10 protein-coding genes are annotated in these 13,113 nt (G+C 62.5%); 9 read left to right on the top strand and 1 reads right to left on the bottom strand.

The features are described from left to right. Positions 1–11: 11 nt before the first annotated feature. Positions 12–1,067 (bottom strand): alpha-hydroxy acid oxidase, encoded by a 1,056-nt coding sequence (locus tag FNU79_RS03190; protein ID WP_143719458.1) that lies wholly within the window; start codon positions 1,065–1,067, stop codon positions 12–14. A 62-nt stretch (positions 1,068–1,129) separates the two neighbouring features. Between FNU79_RS03190 and FNU79_RS03185 the strand changes: the two genes are divergently transcribed. From FNU79_RS03185 to FNU79_RS03145, 9 genes are all read left to right on the top strand, one after another. Then, a complete protein-coding gene (locus FNU79_RS03185) occupies positions 1,130–2,518 on the top strand; it encodes an FAD-binding oxidoreductase (protein WP_143719457.1) in 1,389 nt (462 codons plus the stop codon). A gap of 87 nt (positions 2,519–2,605) precedes the next feature. After that, positions 2,606–3,520: a lysophospholipid acyltransferase family protein gene (locus FNU79_RS03180; RefSeq protein ID WP_225429845.1), complete on the top strand. Its 915-nt coding sequence runs from the start codon at positions 2,606–2,608 to the stop codon at positions 3,518–3,520. A gap of 139 nt (positions 3,521–3,659) precedes the next feature. After that, complete coding sequence (locus FNU79_RS03175) at positions 3,660–5,051, top strand: NAD-dependent succinate-semialdehyde dehydrogenase (protein ID WP_143719456.1); 1,392 nt, start codon at positions 3,660–3,662, stop codon at positions 5,049–5,051. A 15-nt stretch (positions 5,052–5,066) separates the two neighbouring features. Next, a complete protein-coding gene (locus tag FNU79_RS03170; protein ID WP_225429844.1) occupies positions 5,067–5,999 on the top strand; it encodes a VOC family protein in 933 nt (310 codons plus the stop codon). A gap of 87 nt (positions 6,000–6,086) precedes the next feature. Next, positions 6,087–6,971: a tyrosine-type recombinase/integrase gene (locus tag FNU79_RS03165; RefSeq protein ID WP_143719455.1), complete on the top strand. Its 885-nt coding sequence runs from the start codon at positions 6,087–6,089 to the stop codon at positions 6,969–6,971. A 373-nt stretch (positions 6,972–7,344) separates the two neighbouring features. Next, positions 7,345–8,220 (top strand): hypothetical protein, encoded by an 876-nt coding sequence (locus FNU79_RS03160; RefSeq protein WP_124874126.1) that lies wholly within the window; start codon positions 7,345–7,347, stop codon positions 8,218–8,220. A gap of 160 nt (positions 8,221–8,380) precedes the next feature. After that, positions 8,381–9,226, top strand: coding sequence for a COG1361 family protein (locus tag FNU79_RS03155; RefSeq protein ID WP_143719454.1), 846 nt, complete (start codon positions 8,381–8,383; stop codon positions 9,224–9,226). Between the two features lie 3 nt (positions 9,227–9,229). Further along, positions 9,230–9,757 carry a hypothetical protein gene (locus FNU79_RS03150; protein WP_143719453.1) on the top strand — a complete coding sequence of 176 codons (528 nt, stop codon included), beginning with the start codon at positions 9,230–9,232 and terminating at the stop codon, positions 9,755–9,757. Between the two features lie 140 nt (positions 9,758–9,897). Continuing rightward, positions 9,898–13,101: a hypothetical protein gene (locus tag FNU79_RS03145; RefSeq protein WP_143719452.1), complete on the top strand. Its 3,204-nt coding sequence runs from the start codon at positions 9,898–9,900 to the stop codon at positions 13,099–13,101. Positions 13,102–13,113: the final 12 nt, after the last annotated feature.

Here is a 13,113-nt window from a genome sequence, read left to right as displayed (position 1 = left end):
TCTCTCCCGTTTCAGCCGCCCGCCCGCACCAACTCCGGCCCCAAATGCGCCAAGCTCGTTTTGCCGCACAGGGCCATCGCCAACCGCAGTTCATCTTCCAGCAGTTTGAGGGTGTGAACCACGCCCACCTCGCCCGCCACGGCTAGGCCCCACAGCGCCGCTCGGCCTAAAAAGACTGCATTTACCCCCAGCGCCAGCGCCTTAAGAACGTCGGTGCCGCGCGTAATACCGCCGTCGAGGTAGAGTTCGCGCCTGCCAGCCAGCGCCGCGTTGATTTCGGGCAGCATTTCTAGAGCCGTCACCGCCGTATCGAGTTGCCGCCCGCCGTGATTGCTGACCCAAACGTGGCAGCCGTGCTCGGCGGCGAGGTCGGCGTCTTGGGGAGTCAAAATCCCTTTGAGCACAATCGGTAAATCGGTCAGGCCGCGCAGCCACGCCAGATCCTTCCAGTTGAGCGAAGTGTCGAGGAGCGAAACGAAATACTGAAGCGGTTGAGGGTGCTGAGCGCCGATATTCGGCAGGGCCAGTTGCTCCGGCACCACCATCGGTAAACGCAGGAGGCGTTCGCGGCGGCCCAGGTAGGCGGCGTCCACCGTCAGCACCAGCGCTCCGGCTCCGGCGGCCTCGGCCCGCTCCACCAGGGCGCGGCTTACCTCGCGGTCACGGTAGAGGTAGAGCTGAAACCACCATCTTCCCGGCGCGGCCTCACCCACTTCCTCAATAGTGGAATTGCTCAAGGTGCTCAGGGTCATCAGGCTGCCCATGCTGGCGGCGGCGCGGGCGGTGGCGCACTCGGCATCTGGGTGAGCCAGTCCGTGCAGGGCGCTGGGCGCAATACCAACCGGCAACTTGAGCGGCGTGCCCAAGACGCTGGTGGTCAAATCGATCTCCGAGATGTCCACCATCACGCGGGGCAGCAGCGCTAGCTTGGCATACGAGGCGCGGTTGGCCGCCACCGTCAGCTCGTCGTTGGCTCCGCCGTCGTAGTAACTCAGGGTGCTGGGAGCGAGCCGCGACTTGGCCGCCGCTTCTATCTGGGCGAGGTTGTGCAAGTCTGCAAGGTTCATCGAGCCTCCTGTAGGGCTTTGTACGCTCAGCATAGCTGCCCAGACGCTAAACTGCTGCCCAGATGAACAGCCCAGTTCCAAACAGCTCAGCTTTCAGCGAACTGCGTGCCCATTTTGGCGAACGCTTTTCAACCGTACCGGACGTGTTGGAGCAGCATGGCCGCGATGAGAGCCGCGCCGAGCGCCACTTGCCCGACGCGGTGATTTTTGCCCGCAGCGAAGACGAGGTGCGGCGGGTGATGACGTCCGCATCACAGTTTGAAATTCCCATCATTCCCTTCGCGGCGGGCAGCAGCTTGGAAGGCCAGCTGATTCCGGTGCGCGGCGGGATTTCACTGGACGTTTCGCAGATGAACACTGTGCTGGACATCCAGCCGCAGGGCTTTCTGGCAGCGGTGCAGGCGGGCGTGACGTATCCGGCGCTCAACCGGCAGGCGCGGCCACACGGTCTGTTTTTTCCGGTTGATCCGGGCGCGGAGGCCAGTCTCGGCGGCATGGCGGCCACCAACGCCTCGGGCACGGGAGCGGTGCGCTACGGCACCATGCGCGACAACGTGCTGTCTATGCGGGCGGTGCTGATCGGCGGAAAAGTGATCCAGCTGGGCACTCAGGCCCGCAAGAGCAGCGCCGGATACGACCTGCGCCACCTGCTGATCGGCTCGGAAGGCACGCTGGGCGTCATCACTGAGCTGAGCGTCAAGCTTCACCCATTGCCTTCCGAGTTGGCGGTGCTGCGCTGTCACTTCGGGAGCGTGGAAGAGGCGGCCCAGTGCGCGGCCAGCGTGATGCAGGCGGGCTTGCAACCCGAGCGCTTGGAGCTGATGGACGAGCGGCAAATGCGGGCCGTCAACTTGCATCAGTGCACCCGCTATCCCGAAGCGCCGACCCTCTGGATCGAACTCGCTGCTGCCAGCCGCACGGCGCTGGACGAAGCGCTGGCCCTCTGCGCCGAACTCTGCACGGCGGGCGGTGCGGGCGGCTTGGAGCTGGCCCGCAGCGAAACCGAGCGCCAGCAACTCTGGCAAGCGCGGCACCAAGCTTACTATGCCGCCCGCGCCCTTCACCCCGACCACGCAATGCTCAGCACCGATTTGTGCGTGCCGCTGCACGAACTGGCTCCCACCATCGCCCTGACCCACCGCCTGTGCGCCGAGAACAAGCTGGACGCCAGCTTCGTCGGCCACGTGGGAGACGGCAATTTTCACGTGCTGTTTCACGCGCCGCCGGAAGACGCGGCGACTTGGCAAACCATCGGGCGGGTCTACGACTTGATGGTCGCCGCAGCTTTGGCGGTGGGCGGCACCTGCAGCGGCGAGCACGGCATCGGCCTGCACAAACGCCGCCACCTCCGCGCCCAACACGGCGACCTCCTAGAACTGATGCGCGGCATCAAAGCGCTGTTCGATCCGCAAGGCCTGATGAATCCCGGCAAAATTTTCGAGGAAGATTGAGCGCTGAACTTTTTGGCGCTCTCTTTCGTAAATAACCTGAAGGCCGCCTCTCAACACTCTCCCCTACTCGCCCCGCTTGAGGTCTGCTTGCCCCCGCCCGTCACCCCCCACCCCGATGACCCAGTCGAGCTGATCTTTGCGCCAGAAGGCCTCGCCACGCGGCTGCGTTTTGCACTGCTGGGCCGCCCGCTGATCTGGAGCAGTCTCAAGTGGGCGCAGCGCTTCCCCGAATCGCTGACGCCCGCCCAGCGGATGAAAGTTCAGCGAACGCTCAGCAGCAGCATCTTGACTCATTTGAATGTCAAGCTGGAACTGCACGGCTTGGAGAACATCGGCCCAACCGCCGCCGTTAAAGGGCCGTATCTGATCGCCTCGCTACATGAAGGCATTGCCGACGTGCCGTGCTTGCTGCAACTGCCGCTGATGATGCGGTTCGTGGCGCGGCGCGAGATTTTTACCTGGCCTGAGATCGGACCGGTGCTGGGCAAACTCGGCCATGTTTCGATCAATCCCGAACACCCGCTCGGCGGCTTCCGCGATCTTTTGCGCGGCGCAGAGGAGATTCTCGGAGGCGGCGAGAGTCTGGTGACTTTTCCGCAGGGAACCATCGCGGGCATTCAAAGCGACTTTCAGCGCGGCGTATTTGAAGTGGCCAAGCTGCTGGGTGTGCCGATTTTGCCGGTGGCGCTGACCGGTGCGCACCGCATCTGGGAGCATCCTTTTGCGCCCACGCTGCGTTCCGGTGTGCGGGTGGGCCTGCGGGTTTTGCCGCCCATCAGCGCCGAAGAAGTGCGGAGCGCCCATCCAGAAACCCTGCGCGTCCGTACGCGGCGGGCCATCAAAGCGGCGGCCATGAGCGCCGAGATGCCGCCCGCCCGCTTCTTTGATCCTGAGCGTGACGGCTACTGGGACGGTTACAAACTCGATATCGACCCCGACTTTCCCAGCGTGGCACACCAGATGAGCGACCACCGCGCCGCTTTCTTGAAAGGCACGGCTTGAGGACGGCAGCAGAGAGCGGGGGGTCGCGCCTACCCACATGTCCCAGCGTCACGGGTAGACTGCTGAGGTAACGACCTTTCCCACGACTTCCATTTTATCTGCCGCGCCCGTTCTCGGCAGCGCCAGAAGAGGTAAACGCATGACCGGAACAGCACAGCCAACTTTTGATCTGATCAGCCCTTCAAGCGGCCAAGTGATTGCTCAGATTCCCGACCAGACGGTGCAGGACGCCCAGGACGCCGTCGAACGCAGCCTCAAGGCGTTCGGGTCGTGGCGCACAACCAGCGTTTACGAGCGCTCGGCTCTGCTGCGCAAGTTCAACGATCTGATGCTGCGTGACGTCGGCGAAATCGCCCGCCTGATCGCCTCCGAGATGGGCAAACCGGTCACTGAGGCAGCGGGCGAGGTCAAGTACGCCGCGTCTTTCCTGGAGTGGTACGCCGAGGAAGCCAAACGCATCTACGGCACAGTGGTGCCCAGCCAGAGCGTCACCAAACAGTTGATCGTCACCCACGAACCGGTCGGGCCTGTTTACGCCGTGACCCCCTGGAACTTCCCGGCAGCGATGGCAACCCGCAAAGTAGGCCCAGCGCTGGCGGCAGGCTGCACCATCATTCTCAAGGCCGCCGAACAGTCACCGCTGACGGCACTCAAGATGGCCGAACTGTGGACTGAGGCGGGTGGCCCGGCAGATACGTTCATCGTGCTGACCACTTCTGACCCGGTGCCGACCACCAAGGTGATGATGGATGACGTCCGCATCCGCAAAATCACGTTCACCGGCAGCACCGAAGTGGGCCGCTTGCTGGCCGCTCAGGCTGCACCGACCCTCAAGCGCGTATCGCTGGAACTCGGCGGGCACGCGCCGTACCTGATCTTCGATGACGCTGATCTGGATCAGGCGGTGGCCGACGTCATAGCCTGCAAGTTCCGCAACGCTGGGCAGACTTGTGTGTGCGTCAACCGGGTGTATGTGCAGCGCGGCATCGCCGATGAGTTTACCCGCAAGCTGAGCGAAGCGGCGGCCAAACTGAAAGTGGGCGATCCACTGGACGCTGCCACCCAAATCGGGCCGCTGGTGGATCAGCAGGGTCTTGAGAAAGTCAAGCGCCATGTCACGGACGCGCTGAGCAAAGGCGCAATCGCTACGACAGGTGGTGAGGCTGGTGAAGGCTTGTACTTCCAGCCCACCGTGCTCAGCGGCGTGAGTGCCGAGATGCTGATCATGCAGGAAGAAACGTTTGGGCCGGTGGCTCCGGTGATCGTTTTCGACACGGAGGAAGAAGCGGTGCGGGCGGCCAATGACACCGAATTCGGGCTGGCGGCGTATCTGTGGACCAACAACCTCTCCCGCGCATTCAGGGTTTCCGCTGCTTTGGAGTACGGCATCATCGGGCTGAACGATCCGGTTCCCAGCACGGCGCAGGCTCCGTTTGGCGGTGTCAAACAGAGCGGGTACGGACGCGAGGGTGGGTTGTGGGGCATTCAGGAGTACCTCACCACCAAATACCTCAGCATGAACGTGAAGTAACAGTTCACTTTGCCAGTGAGCCAGCCTACGGACGCGCAGGCCGCCGCCTTTCATGCTGGGGGCGTGAACGATTCGCAGACCACCACTGCCCCTCAGGCCGCCGTCTCACCGCTGCTCGATTTGGCCTCTATCACCTTGGAAGTCAACCATCTGGCGCGGGGCGTGCGCTTTTACGAGCAGGTGCTGGGCCTTGAGAGACTTGAGCAGGAAGCAGGGAACACCAGCAGCGTCGCTACCCTGCGCGTCAACGCCCACCAGACCCTGAGCTTGTGGCAGCCGGTGACGCGGCAGCACAACGACGCCCGGCTCGCGCCTTTGCAAGCACGCGGGGCCTCTCACCTGCATTACGCTTTCCAGGTACAGAGTTCAGATTTGCCGCGCTGCAAAGACGTGCTGGACGAACACGGCCTGAGTTGGCAAGAGATCAATCTGGGCACTTCCGACGCGCCTGACCGAGGCCTTTATTTTTTCGATCCCTTCGGGCACGGCTTGGAACTGCGCGGCGTCAACTTGGCTGATTCGCGCCGCCCTTACTTTTTGCCTTCAGTGCAACCGGCCCGCCCCCACGTCCTGCCGATCATCGGTCTGCGCGAAGCGGCGCTGGCGTTTCAGGATTACTCCACCATGAAAACCCACTTGCCGCAGGCTTACGGCTTCGCCTTTGCCAAAGAGCAAGAAGACCGTGACTTTGCTCAGTTCACGTTGGCCCCACACCCCGAACCCGACGGCGACGGCACGCCCCGGCGCTGGCTCTATGCTTGGGATCCGCAAGTGGGCCTCGCCGATATGCTGGGCGGCGACCACGCCCTCGTCAGGTTCTACGCCGACGTGCAGGCCGTGACCCGGCGGGTCAAGCAAGCGGGCCTGCCGCACCTAATTGACGAAGTGGGGCTAGCGGTGCGCGACCCGGAAGGACACGTCTTTGAATTTGTCGAGCCGCCCGCTTGACTGTTTGATTGGGCCCCCCACTTAGCTGTGAATTGTTTTTCCAGATCATGAAGTGTTTCTCTGGGCGGGCCGTTATATATTCTTAGAATGAGTGAAAGCGAACTGCGTCAACTGCTGATCAAACAAGATGTGGAAGGCGTCCTCAATGCTGTCGAGTCGAGCTTGCCCGGTCAGCCCGGCAACGCCACCCGCCGCAACAATGTCAGCGGCTGCCGGATTTTTCTGCGCTGGGCCTTTGACAGCGGCCAGAGCGTGCTGTCACCTGCCGAAACGCTGGGAGCGGCGTATCTGGCTTTTCTTAAGCGCAAGCACCCCGACACGCCCGCCAGCGTCATCAACCGCCTCGCGCACGCCCGCAACCTGTATACAGCGCTGCGAGATCAGGGCGCAGTCGCCGCCGATCCATTCACACAACTCGACGCGCCCAGCAATGATCCGGCACTGCATAAGGAAGCCTACACAGAAGCTGAAATTCAGCGCCTACTCACGCACGGTAACGCCCGCGAACAAGCGCTGGTGCTGCTCGGCGCACACGCGGGCCTGACCGGGCCGGAAGTCGCCAAGCTCAACTGGCGCGACATGCAGTTCGAGCAGGGCGTCCTCAGCGTGCGGGGCCGCGAAGTGCCCACCGGCACGGCCCTGCACGCCGCTTTGCAGCACTATGCCCACTCACAGGGCGTGACCCAGCTTTTCGGCGGCGAAGGCAAAGTTTTTCCAGAATTAGACAACGACCACATGGTGCGGGCCGCACTTTTTCGGGTGTGCCTGAGCGGCAATGTGCCGTACCGCGCTTGGCGGGCGCTGAGAAATCACGCCGGGCTGCGAATGCTCAACCTCACCCACGATGAGCAACGGGTCGCGCAGTATTTGGGGCTGAGTACCCTCAAGGCCGTCAAGTTTATTCAGCGGGCGGTTGACCGGGGCATGGGACAAGAGAGCGACGACACCCCCCATAAAATGAGCAAACCATAAATATCTTGAGTGAGATTGATTTCTCTAATTTATTTCTATTCACCGTCTATGGGCGACTTAAAAATGACCGCCTTGTTGTAAACGTGAGAAATTCTACAAATATGCGCTTTCTATTTTTTTCTTTCATGAAAAGAATGAAAAGTATGAGAAAAAGCTCGCTGTAGCAGCGGAATGGATCCTTTAACTTTATAGTAGGACGCTCAGCACTCAACAATACGTGTTGAATTTCACTTTGCCGTCTCAAAAAAATGTGCGAATTTCTCTCACCTCTCACAAGAGGTGTCGTCCTCATCACATTTTCCACTCAGACAAGTAGAATTATTCACACAGCACTCTGTCGAAAATCTGACAGCAGGGGGGCTGAGGAGGGTTCATGAAGCACATCAATCACATTTGGTTGACCTTAGCAGCGGCGGGAGCTTGTTTGGCCAGCGCTCAAACGATTTCGCCCACGTTGGGCGGTACCAATCAAGCGGTGGCCACTGGCACCAAGACCGCTACCGTACAGCAGACCGTCAACCTCAAGCTGCCCGAAGCGACGGCGCTGCACCTCGCCACCACCAACCTCGAATTCGACATCTCCAAGATCGGCCAGCAAGACGGCACGTGGTACTGCGCTTACGGCAAACCCGGCAGCGACGGCGTGGCTCGCGACATTACAGACACCCCCGGCGCAAACTTCTGGAACCAAAAAGAAGTGCTGCCGCTGGGCACCTCGTACTCGCCCACCACGGAGTTCGGCAAAGTGACTATTAATGCTGGCCCGCAGGTCAAGTCGTATCCGCCTGTCGCGCTGCTCAACGGCGTGGTGGACAACAAATCCAAAGCCTACTTCGTATGCTACCGCACCTTCGTGCTGCAAAAGTTCTCCAACCTCGGCAACTTCAAGCTGAGTGTCAGCCGCGATACGCCCACTGGCGACCGTGGCAAGCAACTGATGTACATTCAAGACAACCCCTGTGATTCGTTCGGGCAGCCCACCGGCCTTTACCAACTGCTGCCCGGCTCGACCCGCGAGCTCATTCCGCTCAATCTCACCAAAGGCACCACCGGTAAGCGGGCGGCAGCCGGCGCAGCCGCGACCCCCAAACTCTGCCGCGAGTACACCAGCTGGCTCGACGATCTGGTGGTGGTGGCCGTTGTGGTTGACGGCGACCTGGCCGGTGACAACATCGCCACGCTGACCTACACACTCGAATCCAAAGCCGCGCCGTTCGTGCTGGCCGATTCCAAAGTCGTCAATCCTTAAAGCTCCACTGCTCTAGGGCTCTAGAGGTCATGCTGAGTTTTTCGGTGCTTTTCTAAAGAGTGCCCCCGAGCCAGAAAGCGCCGCAATTCGTTTTGCGCTTTCTGGCTTTTGAGAATCTTTCCTGTTCTGTAAACATTGACAAGCCCTTTATTGGAGGTTCATGCGCCGCCTTTTCGCTTTACTCACTTCTCTTCTCCTTGCTGCGCCGATCAGCGCTCAGGGCACGGTCGGCGTCGACCCAGTGGCGCGGCTGTTTACGGCCAAGCCGGGCGACAGCGTTACTCAAGACCTCAATATCTACAATCCCAACGCCGACCCGGCCTCGCTGCGGGTGGCGGTTTACTTATCCGATATGGACATCAGCGAAACCGGCGAAACCAAGTACCTCAGCGCCGGAACCTTGCCGGAAAGCCTCAAAAACTGGATGACGTTTTCACCGACCTCACTCGATTTGGGCGGGCAGCAAACCCAGAACGTGCGCTACACCGTGCAGGTGCCCAAAGACGCCGCGCCCGGCACCCACTGGATCATGCTGATGCTGGAGGGCCAAGACGCCGCGCCAGTGCCCGGCAAAACGCTGGCGTCGTTCCGGCTGCGGGTGGCCCATACCGTTTACGTCAACGTGGAGCCAATCAAGCGCTCCGGCGAGATCAGCGGCATTTTCGATCAGGTGCCCCAAACAGCAGACCGTCCCTACACCATCGGCGTGCAGTACCGCAACACCGGCAACGCCGTGAGCGGAGTGCAGGGCCGAGTCGAGCTGCGTGACGCGGGCGGCGAACGGATTGCCACGCTGCCGCTCAATTTGGACGTGGCGCTACCGAATCACACCTTGCTGCTCCAGGCCAGCCTTACCGGGCCAGTTCCCAAAGGGCAGTACAGCGCCCTCGTCGTGCTCAATGACGGCGACCCCAGCCGGGAGCTGCTCGGCGAGCATGTCTTGAGCTTGCCGTTTGATCTGACCGCCCCCGCTCCACTGCCTGCGCCCGGCGCAGCGGGGAAATAAAGCGTGCCGGCGACGCGCAGTCCAGGTGGCTGGCTGCTGTTGGGCTGGTCAATCCTGCTCGGCGCGGCGCTCTGGTTGCCGGCTGCGGCCCAAACCGCGCCCAGCAAGCCCGATACGGTGATTCGCGGCCTGATTCCAGAAGTGATTTCGCTGCGGAGTCCGGCAGACGGGCAAATCGACTTTGCCATCACCCCGCAAAATTACCCGCCCGCCACTTTTCCGGCCCGCTACCTCGCGCCGCTCAAGAGTTTCGCGGTGCTGAGCAGCAGCCCCAAGCCGTGGACAGTGCAAATGGAGATCGTGGCAAACGCCGACACGCGGGGGCGCGTTCCCGATCTCAAGAATGTGTCTTACCGCATCAACGGTGGCGGATGGCTTCCGGTGGTCGCCACTCCCCAAGTGGTGCTGAGCGGCACTTCACCCACCCTCGGCTGGCAGCCGATCACCTTGGAATTTGTCCTCGATTTGCAAGGCGGCGAACTGGACGAGGAGAGCTTCAACGTGCGCTTTACGGCGACTGTATTGCCATAGAAGTCAGGTACTAACTCTGTTTTCTATAAAGTTTCAAATGAATGTACCAATCTCAACACTCTTTTAAACCCATTTACACTAACCCCTTCTAACCAAAGACTTTAAACAATATAGAAAACACAGGGAGGTGAGAGAAAACAGTGAAAAGGTCACGGCGGGCAGCGGTTTTGACGGCGATGCTGGCGGCGTCGCTGAGTGCGGCGCAGGCTCAAAGCGCTTTGCCGGTGCCCACGCCCTTTTCGCTGACCTCGCCGACGCCCCGCAGCGGCGTGCCCGGCCAGCTCGTCACGCTGACTTTCCGGCTGGAGGGTCAGGGGCGCTACGACCTCTCGGTCGAGTCGCCGCCGGGCTGGGTGCCGATTACGCCGCGTGCCCAGCTCGACCTCAGCGGGCAGACCCTCTTTCCCGTAACGTTCCGCATTCCGGCGCAGGCTCCGGCGGGTCAGGTGCCGATTACCGTCCGCGCCCAGCAAGGCGGACAGGACGTGATGAGCGCCGAGTCAAACGTCACGGTGCAGGCCAAAAGCTTGGTGGGCCTGAGCAGTCCGGCCAAAGTCGAGGGCGCGGCGGGCGTGTTTCTCAAAATTCCGGTGGACGTGGTCAATCTCGGCAACCAAACCGACACCTTTGATCTGGCGCTTGAAAACGTAGACAGCAGACCGCAGCTCAGCGCCCGCAGCGTGACGCTCAAGGCCGGTGAGCGCACGACTGTGCAGGTTTCGCTGATCTTGTCGGGGATTTCACCGGATTATCACTACACCACCTATGTTCTGGCCACTTCGCGCTTGGACTCGGCAGTGCTGGCCCGCACCCGCAGCGAAATTATTTTTGGGGCAGGCACGAATAGAACTGGCGGCGGCGCGGCCAACAGCGGCCCTTCCCTGCTGTTCAAGGTGCGCTCAGAAGCGGAAGTGGCTTATCAGCGCAGCGATCAGGGCGACCAAGTGGACTGGGGCTACAGCGTGCATGCCAGCGGCAGCGGCCAGCTCTCAGATTCGGTGGAAGCCGCCGCCAGCAGCGAAGTGGGCGGCGACCAAGCTGCGGCGCTGCCCAGCACCCTCTCCGCTCAGCTCGAACTCCGCAGCGAAACGTGGAGCGCCCAGGTTACGGGCAGCAGCAGCGGCGTGAGCGTGGCCGGCAGCGTCCAAGCGGGCGACTGGATCATTGCGCCCAGAGCGCAGTATCAAGCGCTGGGCGCGGCCAAACGCTACGGCGCAGGGGTGGATGTCAGCGGGCCAGTTGCGGGCGGCAAGTTCAGCGCCAGCGCCAGTTCGCAGGCCGTGACACTCGGCGAGCAGAGCCAGCGGCAAGACAGTTTCGGCGCACGGTACGCGGTGACGCTCAGCCCCGCGCTGGATTTGAGTGTGTCGGCCAGCGCTCAGGGCACCCAGAGCAGCCTGCGCCGTGTTGCTCCTCCCCTGCCGACTGATCCACCCGCTGACGCCAGCTCACCTGTTCCAGCCGCTCAGCCCGCGCCCACCGGCACGCCCAGCAGCAGTTACAGCTTCGGGGCGCAGGCCGCTCAAATCCTGACCTACCGCAGCGGCAACGTCGATCTCACCGAGACGTACAGCGCTTCCCTGGGCGGGCTGCACACTTTCGGGGTGTCGGGCGGACTGAGCAGCGCCGCTCCGCTGGGCCTACGGGCAGCGGCCACTGTGCAGCTCACGCCCAAAGAAAACTGGTACGGCGTGTCGGGCTTGGCCTTTTTTGACGGAGGCGGCAGCCGCAGCTTTGGAGCCAGCATCGGCGGACATTACCAGTTTAGTAGCGACCTCACGCGGGCCTCGCAGTGGCAAGCCAGCGGGGGGGTCTCGTCACCAACCTACCGCGTCAAAGCGGCCAGCTTTGGCGAGCTGAGCCTGGCCGCGACCCTGAGGGCGGCGCTGTCGAGCGACGACAACAAGCCGCTCGCCACGGACCGCAGCTTGGGCCTGGAAGTCGGCCTGAGCACGGCGGCGCTGCAACTGCGGGCCAGCGCCAGCGCCCAGCAGGACTACACCAACACTCAGCAGCAGCGCGATCAGCTTAGCTTGGGACTGGCCAGCAGCTACCGCCTCGGCCAAAACGAGTTCGGAGCGCAGGTCGGCGCGGCGCGGGTCAGTTTAGATGGCGTGCCCACCACCACTTACGGCGGGCAAGTCAGTTGGCAGCGTCAGTGGAGCGCTCAGCTCAGCAGCGCCCTCGATTTTAGCCAGAGTTGGCAAAACAACTCAGAGGGCAGCAGCGCCCGTTCGTCGGCAGGAGTGAGCGTCGAAGGACAGAACGTTTTGACACCGGGGCTGAGCCTACGGGCGAGTTACCGCCTTGCCTACGACAGCGCCAAAACGGGGCCGAGCGGCAGCGGGCAGCCGCTGAGCCAAGCGGCACGTGTGGGGGTCAGCTACGATTTGGCCTTTGCAGTCGCTACGCCAGCGGCAGTGGTGCAGGCCTTCGGCGGCCTGAGCGGCAGCTTGGTCAGCGGCACGCTCTACCGCGACGACAACTTGAACGGCGTACGCGACCCCGGCGAAGCGGCGCTGGCGGGCGTCACGGTGCAGGCGGGCAACCAGACCAGCGTCACCGACGCGCAGGGCCGCTACCAACTTCAGGTCAGCGGGCCGCAGACGCTGAGTTTTCCCTCGGGGCTCAGCGCCGCGCTCGAACCGTTTGGGGCTGGCGATTCGCGCCGCCTTACGGGGACAGCCGGCAGCCGCGAGACCCGCGACATCGGCTTTGCGCCGGTCGGCAACGTGGACGTGCTGGCTTACCAAGACCTCAACCAAAACGGGGTGTATGACGCAGACGAACCGGGTTTGCCTTACGCCTCAGTGCGGCTGGTGGGGCCAGTGACGCGCACCGTGCAGGCCGACAGTCGGGGCCACGCCCGCACCACTTTGCCGCTGGGCCGCTACACGGCGGCGCTGGATCTGACCGGCATCGCGGGCCTAAGCGCCGCCGCTCCGCTGCAAGCCGATGTGCAAGTCGGCGCGGCAGGGGCCGGAGCGCTGCAACTTGGCGCGGTTCCTTTCATCCCCAAACCGGTGCTGTCCTACAAAAACGGCGCGGCGGCGATTTTTGCCCGCTTGGACAGCGAAACCGCTCGAGCGGGCGACGAGGTGCGCCTGGACGTACAGCTTCAGGGCGCAGATTCGCTGAGCGTGCGGGCTTTCGGGCAAGATTATCCCGCCGCCCTAACTGACAACCGCGCCGAGATCACGCTGAAAGTGCCTCAGCACGCCGCGCCGGGTGTATATGATCTGGTGCTCACCGCTTCCGGGCCGAGCGGCCAAAAAACCAGCAGCGTGCGCTTGATTCTGACGCCAACGGCAACGACGCCGGTGGGCGAAGTAACCGGGCCGTAAGGGTTGGGACGC

Source organism: Deinococcus detaillensis (assembly GCF_007280555.1).
GTDB classification, from domain to species: domain Bacteria; phylum Deinococcota; class Deinococci; order Deinococcales; family Deinococcaceae; genus Deinococcus; species Deinococcus detaillensis.
This window is presented reverse-complemented; position numbering and strand designations above follow the sequence as displayed.